Here is a 19,110-nt window from a genome sequence, read left to right on the forward strand (position 1 = left end):
CCGTGACGGGTCAGCCTGCCTGGCGGGCGACCGAGACGTTGTCGAGGATGCCGAGGGCGTCCGGCACGAGCACCGCGGCCGAGTAGTAGCAGCTCACGAGGTAGGAGATGATCGACTGGTCGTCGATGCCCTTGAACCGGACGTTGAGGCTCGGCTCGTATTCGTCGGGGAGTCCTACTTGGTGCAATCCGATGACGCCTTGGTCTTTTTCGCCGGTGCGCATCGCGAGGATCGAGGTGGTCTGGGTGTTGCTGACGGGGATCTTGCCGCAGGGGAAGATCGGTACGCCGCGCCATGCGGGTACGCGGTGGCCGTCGACATCGACCGGGTCGGGGTAGAGGCCGCGCCTGCTGCACTCCCGTCCGAACGCGGCGATCGCTTTCGGGTGTGCGATAAACAGTTTCGTGCTGCGCCGCATGCTGAGCAGCTCGTCCATGTCGTCCGGAGTCGGCGGACCGGACTCCGTGTAGATGCGCTGCTTGAGGTCGCAGTTGTGCAGCAGCCCGAAGTCGGCGTTGTTGACGAGGTCGTGTTCGCGGCGTTCGTAGAGTGCTTCGATGGTGAGTCGCAGCTGCTGTTCGGTCTGGTTCATCGGATCGTTGAACAGATCAGCGACACGGGTGTGTACCCGGAGCACGCTCTGCGCCAGGCTGAGTTCGTATTCCCTTGGGCTGGCGTCGTAGTCGACGAAGGTACCGTCCAGTTCGGGCTCGCCCGCATGGCCAGAGGTGATCTGGATCGCCGCCTCGCCCTGCTTGTTCTGCGGCTTGGTCGCGGCGTCCGCCACGCGCGAGAGTTGCTCACGAAGTGCAGGCGTGTTGTCGAGGAGTTCGTCGAGTGATTGCCTGGGGAGCACCAGCATGGTGGTTCTGGTGACTGCCTTGACGGTGACCGGCCAAATAGCCGAGTTGTCGGTGAGGCTTTGGTCGCCGAAGTAGTTGCCGCCCGCCAGGATTCCGACCATCGTCTGTTCGCCGTATTCACCGGTGCCGATCTTGTTCAATTTCCCGTGCACGATCAGCATGACCTGATTCATCGGGTTACCGAATTCGGCGACGACGGTGCCCGGATCCAGATCGCGCTGCTCGAACCGCTGAGCCAATGCGGCAAGTACTTCCTCGTCCTCCAGGTCGTGCAACTGGGGCAGCTCGCGCAGTTCCGCGGGGATCACCCTGGCCTGCGAGCCCTCGACGATGTATTCGACTTCGCCGTTGCCGACGGTATGGGTGAGGCGTCGGTTCACCCGGTAGATACCGCCGCTGACCTGCGTCCACGGCAGCATTCTTGTCAGCCAGCGCGAGCTGATGCCCTGCATCTGTGGCTCGGACTTGGTGGTGGTCGCCAGCTTGTGGGCGGCCTCGGTACTCAGACTCTTGCGGACGTGATTGGTGGTACTGACAGACATTTCGATTGTCATGTTTTATCCTCACCTCGAAATGATCACCGGGACAGCCGAAAGCAGAAATTGGGGTCGGTGATTGTTCAGATTCGACGGCTTTGTCGACGACAAGACAGTAGGCGGCGGGTAGTCGACAGGCGCTATGCGCTCGAGCGAATTTTGTTACACGACATGGGGTTTAAGACGTTGCTAATGGTAGGCCGCTGCACCGGCCGCCCGCAGTGAAAACTCGAATATCCATGAGTTCCGTTCGGATGGTTACGACATGTATCCGATCGGATCAACGGTGGATAACGTTCCGATTGGAGTCGCGTAAATACGGACAGATCGCTTGTGCGCAGCTATCTTCCAGCTGGCGATATCTGGACTGGTCGGCCTCGTCGCGCGCTTGCCCATGCCCATGAAACTGGGGTTGTGCGCGAGCCGAAAATTGCGCAGGCTGTTCACGCTTTGCTGGTCTGCGTGCGTTGCCTCCTACCTGATGAAGGAAGAACAACTCCATGGCTGTCGTCCTGCATACGGGAGAACAGCGCGGTGCCGCTCCGGTCGAGAAGACTCGTGCCCCGCGTCCGATCGCGGCGCTCGCCGCCGCGATCGGGTTCGCCGGCGGCTCCGTCGGCGTCTGGTTGGCCCTCATCGGTCCACACTGGGAGATGTACTGGCACCAGGTCGATCTGCAGGTGTACCTGTGGGGCGGCTCGATGGCCGCGCTGCATCCGGAACTGCTGTACGACGGGCGCGGCCCCCTCGGTCTGCCCTTCCTCTATCCCGTGTTCGCCGCATGGATCTGCGCGGAGCTGGCCCGGTTTCCGATCAACTACATAGGGACCGCCTTCACGGTGCTCACCATGGTGTCGCTGTGCGTCGCCGTGTGGAGCACCGCGACGCTGCAGCGGCAGCGGCGCGGGATCGGCATGCTCGCGATGGTGATCGCGGTGAGCGGGGCCGCGATCTGGGTGGAGCCGGTCCAGCAGACGTTCCAGTTCGGGCAACTCAGCGTGCTGCTCATGGCATTGGTGCTCGCCGATCTGGCCCTGCCCAAGAACCGGTGGTACCGCGGCATTCTCATCGGGCTCGCCACCGGAATGAAGCTGACCCCTGCGGTTTTCATCGTCTATCTGCTCATCACCCGCCAATTCCGTGCCGCCGCAACGGCAACCGCGGCCTTCGCCGGCACGGTGGCGATCGGCTTCTGGTATCTGCCTAAACAGGCCGTGGAGTTCTGGGCGACGACCATGATGTCGCAGAACCGGGTCGGCTTCGCCTATGTGCAGAATCAATCGATCAATGGCCTGTTCGGTCGATTGCAGTGGGCGACAGAGGCGGACGCCACACCCGCACTCGTCTGTGCAGGCCTGCTCGGCATCGCGGGTATCGTGGCCGCTCGCATCGCCCACCAGCGCGGTGACGAACTGCTCGGGGCGCTGCTCGCGGCCACCGTGATGCTGCTCGCCTCGCCGATCTCCTGGACGCACTACTGGGTCTGGATCGTGCCTGCGCTGATGTGGATGTGCCATGCGCTGCGTCGTCGGCCGCTCGTCGTCCGGATCGGGATTCCCGCGGCCGTCTACCTTTTCGTGTTCGCGTGGCCGCTGCGCGTCGATCGGGTCGGCGCGTGGGACCCGACCACGCCGATGCTGCCGCAGGGTCTGGTGTGGCTGGTCCCGCAGACCGAGGGGCGCGAATTCCGCTGGGAGCCCTGGCAATTCCTGCTCGGCGACTCCTACGCCCTGCTGGCGGTCGCCGCGCTGCTGGCGGCGATCGGCTGGCTCTACGGGGCGGTCCCGCCGTCAGTCGAGATCGACGCGGATGGTCAGCAGGTTGTTTCCGACCGCCCATACTCCGGCGCTGTTGATGCGCGGCAGGCTCATTAGGCGGCGACGGGCGTCGTCCTCGGGCATCAGGTGCGCGGTGCCGCGATACCACTGCCCGCCGAGCCGGACTCGAACGGCCGGGTTGGCCTTGATGTTTCGGACGTACTGAGACCGCTCGCCGTATTCGGAGACGAACCAGAACTGCGCGCCGGTGCGTCGACCGCCGATCGGGGTGATGCGCGCCAGCCCGCTCTTGCGTCCGACGGTCTCCAGGAGCGCATGACTGTTGAAGCGCTGCGCGACCGGGTTCACGACGTTGCGTTGGATCACAGCCATGAACCTCTGCTTCGGATCGGCTGGTGGCGGCACGGCCCCTCCAATGAGATAGGTGAGACAAATGACGTTCGATTGTCTCGATGCTATCGGCTGCGGCCTCGGTCGGCAAGGGACCCGCGGCCGGAGGTCAGGGCAGGTCCTGCAGTGCGGTGCGGAGCACGGCGAGAAACCAATGTTGCGCGGGGCTGCGACCTGGGGTGCGCCGGGTGTAGGCGGCGACCTCGGCGGGCTCGATGGGCCACGGCAGCTCGAAGGTGCGGACCGGGTGGGTGCGGGACAGGGCGCGGCCGATGCGTTGCGGGACGATGGCGACGAGCTCGCTGTCCTGCACGACGTAGGGGAGAGTGGCAAAGCGGGTGACGCGCACCGCGATTCGTCCCTCGAGGCCGTGCGTGCGTAAGGCTTGGCGTGGGGCGGTGTGCCCGGTGGTTCCGTCGACGACGATGTGGCGTTCCTCCCGCAGCTCGGCGTCGGTCGGGGTGCCTCGGCGCAGGCGCGGGTGATCATTCGAGACCATGCCGATGTAGCCCTCGGTGAACAGCGGAACCCGGTTGACCCGCGTCGAATCCAGCAGCGGGCTGGCCACGATCGCATCCACCTGGCCGCGAGTCAGCTGATCGACCGCGGTGTCGACATCGAACGCGTGCACCTGCAGGGTGGCCGCCGGTGCGCGCGCCTCGAGCTCGGCGATCACCAGCGGCAAGACGTTGACCTCGCCGAGATCGGACAGCCCGAGCGCGAAGCTGATCGGCCCGGACGCATCGAAATCCTTTGCCGCGCCGATGGTTACGTCGAGCTGCTCGATGGCGGTGCGCAGCGGCGGATAGAGCCGCTCGGCCTCCGAGCTCGGGAGCAGGCCGCCGGGGCCGCGCACGAACAGTTCGTCGCCGAGCTTGCGACGCAGCTTGCCCAGGCCGTAGCTGACCGTGGGCTGGGTGACGCCGAGGACGTCCGCGGCCGCCGTCACGCTGCGCGTCTCGTAGAGCAGGACGAAGGTCCTGATCAGGTTGAGATCGAACTCGGCACCCATAGAGCTCCTCTATATAGATCTCAAAAAACATCTATTGGATTTCTGATGCTCCCGATCGTAGCGTGAGGGCCATCACAACTGCACACCAGGAAATGAACACCACCATGAAGAAGTTGATGTCGTGGTCAGCCGTACTTTGCTGGCTCATCGTCTTGCTGGAGGGCTACGACCTCGTCGTGCTCGGGGCCGTCATCCCCACCCTCATCGACCAGCACCATCTCGGCTTCACCGCCGCCAGTGCGACTTTCGCCGCGACCATCTCGTTGGTCGGCGTCGCCATCGGCGCGACGGCGTCCGGGCCGATCGCCGACCGCTATGGTCGGCGCCGGATGCTGCTCGGCTCGATCGCCCTGTTCTCGTTGTGCACCGCCATCGTCCCGGTCGCGGGGTCCGTGACGGTGTTCGGTGCGTTCCGGCTGATCGCGGGCATCGGCCTCGGCGCAGGCCTGCCGACCGCGCTGACCTTCATGGCCGAACACATGCCGCCGGAACGCCGGGCCTTCGCCAGCACGATCACCATGACCGGCTATCACACCGGCGCGGTGCTCACCGCGCTGCTCGCCCTGCGCGTCATCCCGCACTGGCAGCCGCTGTTCTACGGCGGCGGCCTCGCCGGACTTGTGCTACTGCCGGTGATCTGGGCGAAGCTGCCCGAATCCGAGGCGTACCTCGCCGCCAAGTCGGCGCCGACCAGGGTCTCGCCCAAGGTCTTGCTTCATCCGCTGTATCTGCGTGCGACGCTGGGGGTTTGGGTCGGATCGTTCATGGGTCTGCTGCTCGTGTACGGCCTGAACACCTGGCTGCCCAAGCTGATGCGCGACGCCGGATACAACATGTCCACCTCGCTGACGGTGCTGTTGATGTTGAACGTCGGGGCGGTGATCGGCCTGCTGACGGCGGGTACGCTCGCCGACCGGCGCGGCATCAAGCCGACGGTGCTGCTGTGGTTCGGTGCGGCCGCGGTGTTCCTGGCGTTGCTGAGCATCAAGATGACGAGCAATCTGGTGCTCAACGCGCTGGTGCTGATCACCGGCATCTTCGTCTTCTCCGCGCAGGTGCTCATCTACGCTTATGTGACCCAGGCCTATCCGGCCGAAATCCGGGCAACCGCAATGGGGTTCGCGGCGGGCGTCGGCCGCCTCGGTGCGATCTTCGGCCCGACGGTGACCGGCTGGCTCATCGTGGTCGGGTCCGCCAATCCCTGGGGCTTCTATCTGTTCGCCGCGGTCGCAGGCATCGGTCTGCTCGCCATGGCCGCGGTGCCGAGGACAACCATCGACGGGCTCGCACCGGTCGAGCCGGTCGTCCCGGCGGCGACGAGAGGACATCCGGCGTGAACACGCTGCGCACTCAGGTCGCGATTGTCGGCGCAGGCCCGGCCGGTCTGCTGCTGTCACATCTGCTCGGCCGCAGTGGCATCGAGACGGTGACCATCGATCACCGCACCTACGACGAGATCGCAGGCACCATCCGCGCGGGCATCCTGGAAGCGGGATCCGTTCGGCTGCTGATGGATTCGGGAGCCTCCACGCGGGTACTCACCGACGGCCACCGGCACGACGGCGTCGTGCTCCGGTTCGACGGAGAGAACCACCGGATCGACTTCCAGGGACTGGTCGGCGAATCCGTGTGGCTGTACCCGCAGACCGATGTCTTCATCGACCTGGCCGCACGGCGCAGGGCCGATGGTGGCGACGTGCGGTACGGGGTGTCCGACACCGCCGTCGACATCTCCGGTTCCCGCCCGACGGTGACCTATACCGAGCCGGACGGCAGCGCGACCCGCCTCGAGGCGGACCTGCTCATCGGCGCCGACGGCTCCCGATCGATCTGCCGCCACGCCTTTCCCGACGGCGGCCGTGGTGAATGGTTCCGTGAGTATCCGTTCGCCTGGTTCGGCTTTCTGGCCGAGGCCGCGCCCTCGCACGACGAATTGGTCTACACCCGTTCGGATTACGGCTTCGCGCTGATCAGCCAGCGCACGCCGACGGTGCAGCGGATGTATTTCCAGTGCGCGCCGGACGAGCGACCGGAGGAGTGGGACGACGACCGGATCTGGACCGAGATGCGCCGCCGCGTCAACGGCAACGGCTTCGAGGTCGAGGAAGGTCCGATCACCGCGAAGATGGTGCTGCCCTTCCGATCCTTTGTCACCGCACCGCTGCGGCACGACCGGTTGTTGCTTGCCGGCGATGCCGCGCACACCGTGCCGCCGACCGGCGCCAAGGGCCTGAACCTGGCGCTCGCCGACGTCGCGATCCTCGCGGAGGTGATCGCCGACTTCTACGCTGCGAGGGATGCGGATGTGCTCGACCGGTACACCGAACGCGCGCTCGAACGGGTGTGGCGGGCACAGCATTTCTCGTACTGGGCGACCACCATGCTGCACATGGTGCCCGGCGCGACGCCCTTCGATATCCAGCGCCAGCGTGGCGAGCTGGCGTTGATCACCGGATCGCGGCACGGCTCAACATATTTCGCCGAGGCGTACACCGGATGGCAGCAACCGAAACAGTGATTGTCCCGACGAAACGTAAGGAGTGACGGTGGCGCGGATATCCACCCTGGCCGACGCGGTGGCCGAGCTTGTCCAAGACGGCGACACGGTCGCGCTCGAGGGCTTCACCCACCTGATCCCGGTGGCCGCCGGGCACGAGATCATCCGGCAGGGCATCGGTGAGCTGACCCTGGTCCGAATGACGCCGGACATCGTGTACGACCAGTTGATCGGTGCGGGCTGCGCGACGAAGCTGATCTTCTCCTGGGGCGGCAATCCCGGAGTCGGCTCGCTGCACCGGTTTCGGGACGCGGTCGAACACGGGTGGCCGCGCGCGCTGGCGATCGAGGAGCACAGCCACGCAGGCATGGCCAACCGCTACGTGGCAGGTGCGTCCGGATTGCCGTTCGCGGTGCTGCGCGGTTATGTCGGCACCGATCTGCCGACGGTGACCGAGACGATCAAGCCGATCACTTGCCCGTTCACCGGTGAGCAGTTGACCGCGGTGCCCGCGCTCAATCCCGACGTCACGGTGATCCACGCCCAGCGTGCGGACCGAGCGGGGAATGTGCAGCTGTGGGGGCTGCTCGGGGTACAGAAGGAAGCCGTGCTGGCGGCGGGCCGCAGCCTGGTCACCGTCGAGGAGATCGTCGACGAGCTCACGCCGGTGCCCGGCGCGATCGTGTTGCCCGCGTGGGCGATCACCGCAGTCGCCCTGGTGCCAGGGGGTGCACATCCGTCCTACGCGCAGGGTTACTCCGAGCGTGACAACGCCTATTACGCGGCATGGGATGCGATCAGCCGCGACCGGGTTCGGTTCACCGATTGGCTCAACGAGCACGTATTCGCCTCTACCACGGGGAGTTTGGCATGACAAGCAGTCAGATCGGTGCGGTGGACACGACGCAGTACACCGCTGACGAGACGATGACCATCGCGGCCGCGCGCGCATTGACCAACGGCACACGGTGTTTCGTCGGCATCGGCCTGCCGTCCACCGCCGCGAATCTGGCCAGGACGACGCACGCGCCCGATCTGGTCCTCATCTACGAGTCGGGCACGCTCGGGTCCAAGCCGAGCAGGCTGCCCGCCTCGATCGGCGACGGCATCCTCGCCGAGACCGCAGACGCGGTGATCAGCGTGCCCGAGGTGTTCAACTATTGGCTGCAGCCGGGCCGCATCGACGTCGGCTTTCTCGGTGCCGCGCAACTGGATCGATTCGGCAATATCAACACCACCGTCATCGGGGACTACCACCATCCGAAGGTGCGGCTGCCCGGTGCGGGTGGCGCGCCGGAGATCGCCGCGTCCTGCGGTGAGGTGTTCGTCGTCATGCGCCAATCCCGCAAATCCTTTGTCGAGCAGGTCGATTTCATCACCTCGTTCGGGCACGGGCGCGGTGGCGGCGAGCGGGAGCGGCTCGGGATGTGGGGGACCGGGCCGACCAGGATCATCACCGATCTCGGCATCATGCAGCCCGACGACCGCGGCGAGCTGGTGCTCACCGCCGTGCACCCCGGGGTGACCGTCGAGCAGGTGCGCGCCGCGACCGGGTGGGAGCTGAAGGTCGCCGCCGATCTGGTCGTCACCGCGCCGCCGAGCGATGCCGAGCTCGCGGCGCTACGCGCACTACAGGCGGCGTCATGAGTTGGCGCACAGCGGAAATGGCGGCCCGTTGCAGAAGGGCGGGGGTGCGGGCATGACCGGCGCGTTCCTTTACGACGGCGTGCGGACGCCCTTCGGCCGCTACGGCGGCGGGCTGGCAGGCGTGCGCCCGGACGACCTGGCCGCGCACGTCCTGCACGCGCTGGCTGAGCATGCGGAGCTGGATCCGGCGACCGTCGACGACGTGCTGTTCGGCGCGGCCAACCAGGCAGGCGAGGACAATCGCAACGTCGGCCGGATGGCGGCGCTGCTCGCGGGCTGGCCGACCTCGGTGCCGGGCAGCACCGTGAACCGGCTGTGCGGGTCGAGCCTGGACGCGGTGATGCAGGCCGCCAGGACGATCGAGACGGGTGACGCCGAGGTCGTGGTGGCGGGTGGCGTCGAATCGATGAGCCGGGCGCCGTGGGTGATGACCAAGCCGCCCAAGGGATTTCCGGCCACCGATGCCACACTGCACTCGACCACGCTCGGGTGGCGCATGGTCAACCCGGCCATGCCTGCACCGTGGACGGTGTCGCTCGGCGAGAGCACCGAGCTGCTCGCCGAGCGCTTCGGCATCGACCGCGCGGCGCAGGACGAGTTCGCGGCGCGCAGCCACCACCTGGCGGCTACGGCCTGGGACAAGGGGTTCTACGACGACCACGTGGTGCAGGTGCCGGACACCGACCTGGTCCGCGACGAACCGCTGCGACCGGACACCACGGCGGCGAAGCTGGCAGGCCTGCGGCCCTCGTTCCGCGAGACGGGCACCGTCACCGCGGGCAACGCCTCGCCGTTGAGCGACGGCGCTTGCGCGCTGCTGCTCGGCGACGAAGGACTCGCCGACCGGATCGGCAGGGCGCCGCTGGCGCGGATCGCGGGCCGTGGTGCGGCAGGCGTCGACCCCGACGAATTCGGCATCGGACCGGTGCAAGCGGCGCGAATCGCCTTGCGCAGGGCCGGGATCGGGTGGGACGACCTCGGCGTGGTCGAACTCAACGAGGCGTTCGCCGCCCAGTCGCTCGCCTGCCTGGCCGGGTGGCCGGAGCTGGACGCGGGGATAGTGAATGTCAACGGCGGCGCGCTCGCGCTCGGCCACCCGCTCGGTGCGTCCGGAGCCAGGCTGGTCAACCAGCTCGCCCGCGAGATGCGCCGTCGTGGCAGCCGCTGGGGGCTCGCGGCGCTGTGCATCGGCGTCGGTCAAGGGCTCGCCGTCGTTGTGGAGGCAACATCATGAAGACTCGACCGCTGCCGACCGGCTACCGCCGCGACCCCGAGGGCATTCACCCGCCGCTGGACTTCCCCGAGTACGCGTCGACGACGCTGCGTCATCCGCGCGAACCGCTGATCCTGTTGCCGCAGCGGCTGACCGAGCGCACCGGCCCGGTGCTCGGCACCGACCGGGTCGGCCCCACTGACAACGATCTGACCGCACAGCACGCGCAGCAGCCGATCGGCCAGCGCATCATCGTGCACGGCAGACTGCTCGACGGCGACGGCAAGCCGATCCCGAACTCGCTGATCGAGATCTGGCAGGCCAACTCCGGCGGCCGCTATCGGCACGACAGCGACCGCTGGGATTCGGCGCTGGACCCCCACTTCGACGGCGTCGGCCGCACGCTGACCGACAACGCGGGGCGCTACGAATTCACCACCGTGAAGCCGGGTGCGTACCCATGGCGCAACCACCACAATGCCTGGCGTCCGGCGCACATCCATTTCTCGTTGTTCGGAACGGCTTTCGCGCAGCGGCTGGTGACGCAGATGTACTTCCCCGACGATCCGCTGTTCTTCCAGGATCCGGTCTACAACTCGGTGCCGGAGCATGCCCGCGAATTGCTGGTCAGCCGTTTCGATTACGAGCGGAGCGAGCCGGAACGGGCGTTGGCCTTCGCCTTCGACATCGTGCTGCGCGGGCCGGACGCGACACCGTTCGAGGGGGCCGACCACGATGACTAGCTTGCGGAGCACACCGTCGCAGACCGTCGGTCCGTACCTGCACATCGGACTCACCTGGGACGACGGCCCGTTCGCGGTGCTGTTGGGCACGCCTGGCGCGGTGTGGATCACCGGCCGGGTGTTCGACGGTGCTGGCACGGCGATCGACGACGCGATGGTCGAGACCTGGCAGGTCGATCCCGAGGACAGCTGCAGCCGACGAGGATTCGCCCGCAGTGACACCAGGCGTGGGCAGTTCGCCCTGTATACGGTGCTGCCGCAGCCGGTGTCGGACGAGGCGGGCGACGACGAGGCACCGCACCTCGACATGTCGGTGTTCGCGCGCGGGCTGCTGCACCGGGTGGTCACCCGGGTCTACTTTCCGGAGCACGCCGACCGGCATCGGGTCGATCCGGTGCTGGCGACAGTCCCGCCCGCTCGGCGCGGCACCCTGATCGCGGCGCGGGTAGGCGACGGCTACGTGTTCGATGTGCACCTGCAAGGAGCGGACGAGACGGTGTTCTTCGATGTCTGACACCGGCGGGCTCTTCGACGGCGTGCTCGCGGCGGGCCCGGTCGCCGAGTCGGTGTGCGACGGGGCCTGGGTGCAGGCGATGCTCGACTTCGAAGCGGCGCTGGCATGGGCCTCGGCCGCGGCGGGGGTCATTCCGGAGGCCGCCGCCGTCGACATCGAAAAAAGGTGCCGGGCAGAGTATTACGACATCGCTGCGCTCGGCGCCGCCGCGGTGCGGATCGGCAATCCGGCAGGGCCGCTGGTGCGTGAGCTGACCGCGAGCGTCGCACCGGAGGCCGCGGCCTACGTGCACTTGGGCGCGACCAGCCAGGACGTGCTCGACACCGCCGCGATGCTGGTGACCGCCAGAGCGCTGATCGCATTGCGCGCGGGCCTGCACGCCTGCGCGGATCGACTCGCCCAGCTCGCCGAGGAGCACGCGGGCACCGTGCAGGCCGGACGCAGCCTGCTCCAGCAGGCGCCCCCGGTGACGTTCGGGCTCACCGTGGCAGGCTGGCTCGGCGGCGTGGTCGCGGCGCTCGATCGCATCGACGTGCTTCGCGGCGAGCGGCTCGCGGTGCAGTTCGGCGGCGCGGTCGGCACGCTGGCGGCACTGGGGGACAACGGTATTCCCGTCCTGCGCGGCATCGCCTTTCGGCTCGGCCTCGCCGAACCGGTGCTGCCGTGGCACACCGAGCGCAGCCGCATCGCCGAGATCGCGGGCGCGCTCGGTCAGGCCAGCGGTGCGGTGGCGAAGATCGCCCGCGACATCACCCTGCTCGCCCAAACCGAGCTCGGCGAGGTATTCGAGCAGGGCCCGCCGGGCAGTGGTGGATCCTCGACCATGCCGCACAAACGCAACCCGGTCGCCGCCGTGCTCGCGGCCGGATCCGCCGCTCAGGCACCAGGATTGGTGGCCACCCTGTTGAGCGCCGCCGCCCATGAACATCAGCGGGCGGCAGGCTCCTGGCACGCGGAATGGCGTCCGCTGACCGAATTGCTGCGCAGCACAGGATCAGCCGTCGAATGGCTCTGCATCGCCCTCGACCGCCTTCGCGTCGACCCGGCTCGCATGCGCGCGAACCTCGAGGCGTCCGGGGGTCTCCTGCTCGCCGAACAGGTCGCCATCGGTCTGGTCGCTGCGGCGCAGGGCGCGGTCGGCAGACAGGAAGCGACCGACCTGGTCGCGGCATGCTGCCTGCGCGCGGGCCCCGACGACCTAGCCGAACTGCTGGCCGCCGACGAGGTGATCGGAAAGTACCTCGACCGCAGTCGCATCGACGAACTCCTCGATCCGACAGGCTATTTGGGCAGCACCGCCGCCTTCATCCAGCGGGCCGTGCAAGATTGGCGGTCACGCTCGGCCGGGTACCGGTGAACTGCGTCGACGGGCAGCCTGGTGGCGTGCAGGCAGCCGGTACGCGCAACAGCGTTGTCGTTCGGGTTGATTGGAGATCGTGATGGGTGCGGTGCTGGTGAATCACGTCGTCGACGGACCGGTCGACGGCCCGCCGATCGTGCTGAGTGGATCGCTCGGCAGTGACTTGCGGATGTGGGAACCGCAGGTAGCCGCGCTGGTCGCGGCGGGGTACCGGGTGGTGCGCTACGACCATCGCGGCCACGGCGGCTCGCCGGTGCCTGTCGGGCCGTACTCCCTGGCCGACCTCGGCGGCGATGTGATCGCGTTGCTCGACCGTTTGACTATCCGTCGCGCACACTTCGTCGGGGTGTCGCTCGGTGGGATGGTCGGTATGTGGGTCGCCGAGTTCGCGCCGTGCAGGCTGAGCACTCTGACCCTGTGCTGCACCTCGGCCGACCTCGGTCCGGCGACAGCATGGGCCGACCGGGCCGCGACGGTGCGTGCCGAAGGAACTGGCGCGATCGCCGAAGCGGCGGTGCAGCGGTGGTTTACGCCGGAGTGGCGTGCCGCCCATCCGGACCGGACGCGCGACTACCAGCAGATGATCGCCGCAACTCCTGCGGAGGGCTACGCCTCCTGCTGCGCCGCCATCGAAACGATGGACATCGACGCGCGGTTGGCTCGCATCAGCGCCCCGACCGTGGTGATCGTCGGCGCGGACGACCCGGCCACCCCACCGGCGCACGGCGAGCACATCGCCGCGACGATTCCGTTGGCACGCCTGCGCATCGTTCATCCCGGCGCACATCTGGCCTCTGCCGAACGACCGGACACCGTCAACGACCTCATCCTCACGCACCTGAAGGAGAACTCGTGAACGATCGTGCCATTCAGGGAGCGCAGGTCCGGCGCGAAGTGCTCGGCGACGCACACGTCGACCGCGCCGCCGCCAACACCACCGAATTCACCCGCCCCTTCCAGGAATACATCACCGAATCGGTCTGGGGCGCCATCTGGACCCGCCCCGGCTTGGACCGCCGCACCCGCAGCTGCGTCACCCTCGCCATCCTCACCGCCCTCGGCAAGCACGAAGAACTGGCCATGCACGTACGCGCCGCACTCACCAACGGCCTCACCCCCGACGAAATCAGCGAGGTTCTCTTGCACACCGGCGCCTACGCGGGCGTCCCCGCCGCGAACGCCGCCTTCGCCATCGCCCAAACTGTCCTCACCGATCTCGCCGCCACGCCACCGAAGACCTCTCCGGAGTGACCGTCACTCAGAATCCGCACCCCTTCTAGCAATCCGCACCTGTTCTGGCCGCCCAGAACGGGTGCGGATCCACAGAACTGGTGCGGATTTCGAGAAAGGGTGCGGATGGGCTAGCGGTCGGGGGCGGCGGCGCGGTCGAGGAGTAGTGCTTGTTCGGCCTGGTTGGCGGTCAGGTCGGCTGCGCGGGCGAACTCGGTGCGGGCCTCCGCGTGCCGGCCCAGCTGCGTGAGCAAATCGCCGCGGACCGCGTGGCGAAGGTGGTAGGTGTCCAACGCGCCTGAGGCGACGAGCGCATCGACGAGTTCGAGGCCTGCGGCGGGGCCGTGCACCCTGCCGACCGCCACCGCGCGGTTCAACTCGATGATCGGTGACGGAAAGCGCTGGGCCAGTACGGCATACAGTCCGGCGATGCGGCGCCAATCGGTGTCGTCGGAGGTGGGCGCCATGGCGTGCACAGCCGCGATCGCCGCTTGCAGCGCGTAACGGCCCGGCGGGAGCCCACGCTCCCGCGCCACCGAATTGGCTCGGGCGAGCGCAGCATATCCGCGCCGGACGAGCAGTCGATCCCACCGTGATCTGTCCTGATCGGCAAGGAGCACAATGTCTTTCGCTCGTCCGGTGCGCGCAGGCAGACGCGATGCCTGCAATTCCAGCAGCGCGAGCAGCCCGTGCGTCTCGGGTTCGCCGGGCAGCAGTTCGGCGAGCATGCGCGCCAACCGCAGTGCGTCCTCGCATAATTCGACGCGCACCCAGTCGTCGCCCGACGTCGCCGCATACCCCTCGTTGAAGATCAGATAGACCACCGAGAGCACCGAGTCCAAGCGATCGGCGAGCTCGTCCGCGCCGGGCACCTGATAGGGCAGCTGCTTCGCGGAGATGGTGCGTTTGGCGCGGACAATGCGTTGCGCCACTGCCGATTCCGTCGCGACGAAGGCGCGTGCGATCTCCTCGGTGGTCAACCCGCCGAGCATCCGCAGCGTCAACGCGACCCTGGCCTGCTCGGGCAGCGCCGGATGACACGCGGTGAACATCATCCGCAGCAGGTCGTCTTCGACGGCCTCGACCGCAGGCTCGGGCTCGGGTTCGGTGCGCAACGCGTGCCCGAGCTGCGTCAGCTTGCGCGCGAACGTCTGGTTGCGCCGGATCCGATCGATGGCGCGATGCTTGGCGGTCAGCATCAGCCAGCCACCCGGGTTCGGCGGCACCCCGTCGCGCGGCCACTGCTCCAACGCCGCGACCAACGCGTCCTGTGCCAGTTCCTCGGCGGCGTCGATATCGCCGACCACGCGGGTGAGCCCCGCGACCAGCCGTGGCCATTCCATCCGCCACACCGTCTCCACGGCGCGGCGGGCGTGTTCCGGCGACCGGTCGGGGGTCATCCGTTGTCCGTTCAGGCCTGCACCGCGAGCTGCCGGATCTCGATCTCGATATCCCACTCCGGCCCGTGTGCGCCGAGGAAACGCTTGGTCCATTCGACCGCCTCGTCCTGCGATTTGGTCTGCAGGATGCAGTAGCCGCCGACCACCTCTTTGGACTCGGTGAACGGGCCGTCGACGACCGTCTGCTTGCCGTTCGACTGGGTGACCCTGGTGGCCTCGGTGACCGGATGCAGGCCGTTGGTGTCCAGCAGCACGCCCGCCTTGGTCATCTCCTCGATCACCTTGCCCACCTGTTCCATCAACGCCTCGTCCGGCTCCGGCGCGGTGACCGGGTCGACGTGGATCAGCATCATGTAGCGCATATCGCGTCCTTTGCTCGTCGTCGTCAGGATCGTCCGACCCTCACCCCACTGCATCGAACGGCCACCCGCCGAATCGACACCTCGCACGAAATTCTTCCTACCAGGCGCCGGACCGCGGTCCAGCGGCCACTATTCCGCAGGGGGCAGCTGGCTGCGGTAGTGGAGCACGATCACGTCCGGCAGGATCCGCAGTACGGAGGCGAGCGCGAAAGACGACTTCTGGAATCCCTTACCGCTGATCACGGCGGATCTGCGGCCGAACGCGGTGCAGCAGTTGTGGATTCTCGACAGCTACGGCTTCATGGTCGGCGGACTACTCATCACGATGGGCGCGTTCGGCGACCGGATCGGTCGCCGGAAACTACTGATGATCGGTGCGGCTTGCTTCGCGGCGGCCTGCCTGGTGTCCGCGTTCGCCACCGACGCCACCACGCTGATCGCGGGCCGGGCCCTACTCGGCGTCGCCGGATCGACGCTCGCGCCATCGACATTGGCGTTGATCAGAAATATGTTCCGCGAACCGAATCAGCGCGGGCTCGCTATCGGGGTGTGGGCCGCCAGCTTTCCGCTCGGCGCCATCCTCGGATCGGTGGTCGGTGGGGTAGTGCTTGCGCATTTCTGGTGGGGTTCAGCGTTTCTGCTCGCAGTGCCCGTGATGGTCTTGTTGCTTGCGCTGTGCCCGCTGACTATCGATGAATATCGGAACCCCGACGGTGGCGCCATCGATATCGTCAGCGCCCTGCTCTCGGTGGGCGCCATGGTCGCAGTCAGCTACGGGCTCAAAGAGATCGCCCGCCACGGCGCGCAGGCGACCCCGATACTGGTCGGCCTCTGCGGGATTGGCTGCGGTATTGCCTTCGTCCGTCGCCAACGCCGCCGCGACAAGCCGTTCATGGACCTGCGGTTGTTCGAGAACCGGGCGTTCAGCACCATGCTCGTCGGGCTGGTGCTGTACGCGCTGATCGGGACATCGAGCATGTTCTATCTGACCCAATATCTCCAGTCCGTGCTTGGCCTGACGCCGTTCGCCGGGGATCTCGGGGCGTTGCTGGCGGCTGCCGCACGGGAATCATTCACCGCCGGGATGAATGTCGTGGCCGCGATCTGCGTCGTCATCCTGCTGGTCGCGGCGGTGATAGTAGTTGCCCTGCTCAGGCAGGTGCTGGCAGGGGACCGAGGATCCGACCCTGCCGCGCAGGGAACCGTCGGACAGCCGACACCGAGTTCCTCCGGCACCACCTGACTGTGGCTGAGCCAATGGTTTTGGTGGCAGCTTGTGGCAGCCGTGATCGGCTTCCGGCAACTACTGTCGGTGCGGAAAACCGTTCTGTTCGAAAGATGGTCAGTGTGAACTGCAGTTTCAGCCTGCCGGTGTCCGGTGCGGGCCGGGTCCTTCGTAGCGTACGACCGGCCGAGTTTTCCGCTCGCGACCTGGGTGGGTGTCGATGAGCCCGATGGCTCGGCGGCACTTCGTGTTGGGTCTCTCCGGAGCTGCTGGTGTGCTGGCCGGCCTGGCGGGTGCGGGGGTGGCGGTGTCGCGGTCGCCGTCGCAGGTGCCCGAGCCCGATGCCACCGAAGTCGCCGAAACTGTCGAAAAGGCCGTGACGAGTGGTGGTGTCGCAGACGCGCAGCTGAGCACGTTCTTTGCCACGGCGTTCGTCGGGAACGCGCTCGCCGTCGACAGCGAAAGCGACGGCGACCTGTGGGTGACCTGTTGGGCCGACGACGACAACCTGTATTCGGTGAACGGCGACGGCAGCGGGTTCAGCGACGGCCCGAGGCACGACATCGTCGTCAACCGGATCACCGGTGACCCCAAGTCGGGTCTGACGGGCGAAGTGCTGGCGGTCGCCGACGAGGTCGGCGCGATCTGGGGCGACCCGAGCAAGTACAACAGGAAGCCGACCGGCATCGTCTGCGCCGACGGGCGCCTCTACCTCGCCATCCAGGACCTGCGCCTCGGACCGGGCGATATCGCGTTCAACGATGCGCCGAACGCCAGCGTTTCGTGGTCCGACGACCACGGGCGCACCTGGCACAAAACCCAGCAGCCGATGTTCACCGACGGCGTCTTCACCACCATCTTCTTCCTCGACTTCGGGCGCGACTCCCGCGACACGGCCGCCGCATTGGGTGCGGACGCGGCGCGCTACGTCTACGCGTACGGCTTGGACGGCAATTGGCGCGGGTCCTTCACCGCCACGGTCGCCGACCCGTTCGACCTCTTCCTTGCCCGCGCGCCGAAAGGTGCTGTCGAGCAACGGAACCGGTGGGAGTTCTTCGCCGGACTCGACGGTGACACGCCGCGATGGACCAAGCACGTGGAAGAACGGCGGCCGGTGCTGCGCGACACCCGACGGCAGTACCCCACGCTGCGGAACTTCCGGGAATACCCGCACAACCTGTCGGTGATCTCCCAGGGCGGCGTCGTCTACGTCAGCGCGCTGAAGCGATACCTGTACACGTCCTGGACCGAATACACCTATGAGTTCTACGAGGCGCCGAGCCCGTGGGGACCGTGGAAGCTGTTCTTGACCAAGGACTTCGGCGGCTATCCGTGGTTCGGTCGTGGGCCTGGCTGCCCAGGACCGAAGAACGGGGGCTACGCCACCACCATCCCCTCGAAGTTCATCGACCCCGACGGCACCTCGATGTGGGTGCAATCGAACTGGTGGGTGGGCAGCGCGGGCGGCGACACCGCCTACTCGTTCAACCTGCGCAAGCTGACGCTGCTGCCGTACGCCGCGAAATCGCCCGCGAACCAACCGGACCCACGCGACAACCTGGCCGACAGCGGCGCGGCCGTGACGCCGATCGAGAAGTCCGCGCACTACGGGCACAGCGAGTACTACAACGACGGCGACTTCACCAAGAGCGAGAACAGCTTCGACCAGGAGAACAAGGACATCGACTTCTGGGGCTTCACCTGGTCCCAGCCCTACCTGATGAACCAGGTCGTCTACACCACCGGCGAAATCTTCGACGACGGCGGCTGGTTCGCCGCAGGCCTGCGCGTCCAGGTACGCCAAAACTTCCAATGGATCGACGTCCGAAACACAAAGATCGAACCGCGCTACCCCTGCACCCCCGCCGCAGGCCCCTTCACCACCTACACCTTCAACTTCGCCACCACCTCCGGCGACGGCGTCCGCATCATCGGAAAGCCAGGCGGCACAGCCTACTTCACCTCGATAGCCGAACTGGAGGTCTACTACCGCTGAATCGTCTTGTCGGCGAGGCTGTTTACTTCCCTATGCCCAATGAGCTGGAGAAGGTGGACAGATTGCAGGGGATGTTGCCCGGGTAGTTCACACACGGCTGCGGTTGATCGATCACGGTTGCCGAGTCGGTTGCGGGGGTGAGCGGTAGGCCCGCCGCGGCAGCGGGCGCGGCTACAGCAAATGGTGCGAGCACGAGTCCGAGCGCGGTAATCCAAAGCTTCGGGTTCTGCATCAGGTCCTCTTCCGGGTGTGGTGGTAAACCGACCATCGGACCACATGGTATGCCCTGCCTCCGGCCCGCGACAGCCATCGATTGCGGGGGACGGGTGGTTCGTACTGTGGGG

18 protein-coding genes are annotated in these 19,110 nt (G+C 67.1%); 13 read left to right on the plus strand and 5 right to left on the minus strand.

Translation table 11 applies throughout. The features are described from left to right. Positions 1–10: 10 nt before the first annotated feature. Positions 11–1,417: a family 2B encapsulin nanocompartment shell protein gene (locus ACGFNJ_RS39595; RefSeq protein ID WP_393460923.1), complete on the minus strand. Its 1,407-nt coding sequence runs from the start codon at positions 1,415–1,417 to the stop codon at positions 11–13. 482 nt (positions 1,418–1,899) lie between these two features. Here ACGFNJ_RS39595 and ACGFNJ_RS39600 point away from each other — a divergent pair, with 482 nt between their 5' ends. Further along, positions 1,900–3,273, plus strand: a complete 1,374-nt coding sequence (locus ACGFNJ_RS39600) for a glycosyltransferase 87 family protein (RefSeq protein ID WP_393460926.1) — start codon at positions 1,900–1,902, stop codon at positions 3,271–3,273. On the opposite strand, the gene ACGFNJ_RS39605 is transcribed toward ACGFNJ_RS39600, so the two are convergent. After that, positions 3,190–3,549, minus strand: coding sequence for a nitroreductase/quinone reductase family protein (locus ACGFNJ_RS39605; RefSeq protein ID WP_393460929.1), 360 nt, complete (start codon positions 3,547–3,549; stop codon positions 3,190–3,192). The genes ACGFNJ_RS39600 and ACGFNJ_RS39605 overlap by 84 nt on opposite strands. A 127-nt stretch (positions 3,550–3,676) precedes the next feature. Further along, a complete protein-coding gene (locus ACGFNJ_RS39610) occupies positions 3,677–4,579 on the minus strand; it encodes a LysR family transcriptional regulator (RefSeq protein ID WP_393460932.1) in 903 nt (300 codons plus the stop codon). 104 nt (positions 4,580–4,683) lie between these two features. Here ACGFNJ_RS39610 and ACGFNJ_RS39615 point away from each other — a divergent pair, with 104 nt between their 5' ends. The 10 genes from ACGFNJ_RS39615 (at position 4,684) to pcaC (ending at position 13,804) form a co-directional block, all read left to right on the plus strand. Beyond that, entirely contained in the window at positions 4,684–5,916 is a 1,233-nt protein-coding gene (locus ACGFNJ_RS39615; RefSeq protein ID WP_393460935.1) for an MFS transporter, read from the plus strand. Next, positions 5,913–7,097, plus strand: a complete 1,185-nt coding sequence (locus tag ACGFNJ_RS39620) for a 4-hydroxybenzoate 3-monooxygenase (RefSeq protein WP_393460938.1) — start codon at positions 5,913–5,915, stop codon at positions 7,095–7,097. Before ACGFNJ_RS39615 ends, ACGFNJ_RS39620 begins: the two co-directional genes overlap by 4 nt. A 28-nt stretch (positions 7,098–7,125) precedes the next feature. Then, positions 7,126–7,950, plus strand: coding sequence for a CoA transferase subunit A (locus tag ACGFNJ_RS39625; RefSeq protein WP_393460941.1), 825 nt, complete (start codon positions 7,126–7,128; stop codon positions 7,948–7,950). Further along, positions 7,947–8,723: a CoA-transferase subunit beta gene (locus ACGFNJ_RS39630; protein ID WP_393460944.1), complete on the plus strand. Its 777-nt coding sequence runs from the start codon at positions 7,947–7,949 to the stop codon at positions 8,721–8,723. The genes ACGFNJ_RS39625 and ACGFNJ_RS39630 overlap by 4 nt, the downstream gene beginning before the upstream one ends. Before the next feature lie 52 nt (positions 8,724–8,775). Beyond that, a complete protein-coding gene (locus ACGFNJ_RS39635) occupies positions 8,776–9,957 on the plus strand; it encodes a thiolase family protein (RefSeq protein WP_393460947.1) in 1,182 nt (393 codons plus the stop codon). Next, on the plus strand, positions 9,954–10,679 hold the full coding sequence (gene pcaH / locus ACGFNJ_RS39640; protein ID WP_393460950.1) for a protocatechuate 3,4-dioxygenase subunit beta: 726 nt from the start codon (positions 9,954–9,956) through the stop codon (positions 10,677–10,679). The genes ACGFNJ_RS39635 and pcaH overlap by 4 nt, the downstream gene beginning before the upstream one ends. Beyond that, positions 10,672–11,193, plus strand: coding sequence for a protocatechuate 3,4-dioxygenase subunit alpha (pcaG, locus tag ACGFNJ_RS39645; RefSeq protein ID WP_393460953.1), 522 nt, complete (start codon positions 10,672–10,674; stop codon positions 11,191–11,193). The genes pcaH and pcaG overlap by 8 nt, the downstream gene beginning before the upstream one ends. Next, positions 11,186–12,550 carry a 3-carboxy-cis,cis-muconate cycloisomerase gene (gene pcaB / locus ACGFNJ_RS39650; protein WP_393460955.1) on the plus strand — a complete coding sequence of 455 codons (1,365 nt, stop codon included), beginning with the start codon at positions 11,186–11,188 and terminating at the stop codon, positions 12,548–12,550. The genes pcaG and pcaB overlap by 8 nt, the downstream gene beginning before the upstream one ends. A gap of 82 nt (positions 12,551–12,632) precedes the next feature. Beyond that, the gene (pcaD, locus tag ACGFNJ_RS39655; protein WP_393460958.1) at positions 12,633–13,409 is read left to right on the plus strand and encodes a 3-oxoadipate enol-lactonase; all 777 of its coding nucleotides are present in this window, start codon (positions 12,633–12,635) and stop codon (positions 13,407–13,409) included. Beyond that, a complete protein-coding gene (gene pcaC, locus ACGFNJ_RS39660; RefSeq protein ID WP_393460961.1) occupies positions 13,406–13,804 on the plus strand; it encodes a 4-carboxymuconolactone decarboxylase in 399 nt (132 codons plus the stop codon). The genes pcaD and pcaC overlap by 4 nt, the downstream gene beginning before the upstream one ends. A gap of 110 nt (positions 13,805–13,914) precedes the next feature. Here pcaC and ACGFNJ_RS39665 read toward each other — a convergent pair whose 3' ends face one another. Next, entirely contained in the window at positions 13,915–15,183 is a 1,269-nt protein-coding gene (locus ACGFNJ_RS39665; RefSeq protein ID WP_393460964.1) for an RNA polymerase sigma factor, read from the minus strand. An 11-nt stretch (positions 15,184–15,194) separates the two neighbouring features. Continuing rightward, on the minus strand, positions 15,195–15,632 hold the full coding sequence (locus ACGFNJ_RS39670) for a YciI family protein (RefSeq protein WP_393460967.1): 438 nt from the start codon (positions 15,630–15,632) through the stop codon (positions 15,195–15,197). Positions 15,633–15,810: 178 nt separating this feature from the next. On the opposite strand from ACGFNJ_RS39670, the gene ACGFNJ_RS39675 reads away from it, so the two are divergent. Then, on the plus strand, positions 15,811–16,788 hold the full coding sequence (locus ACGFNJ_RS39675; protein ID WP_393460970.1) for an MFS transporter: 978 nt from the start codon (positions 15,811–15,813) through the stop codon (positions 16,786–16,788). Positions 16,789–16,990: 202 nt separating this feature from the next. After that, positions 16,991–18,766, plus strand: coding sequence for a hypothetical protein (locus ACGFNJ_RS39680; RefSeq protein ID WP_393460973.1), 1,776 nt, complete (start codon positions 16,991–16,993; stop codon positions 18,764–18,766). The last annotated feature ends 344 nt before the right edge of the window (positions 18,767–19,110 follow it).

Source organism: Nocardia sp. NPDC049149 (genome assembly GCF_043197455.1).
GTDB lineage: Bacteria > Actinomycetota > Actinomycetes > Mycobacteriales > Mycobacteriaceae > Nocardia.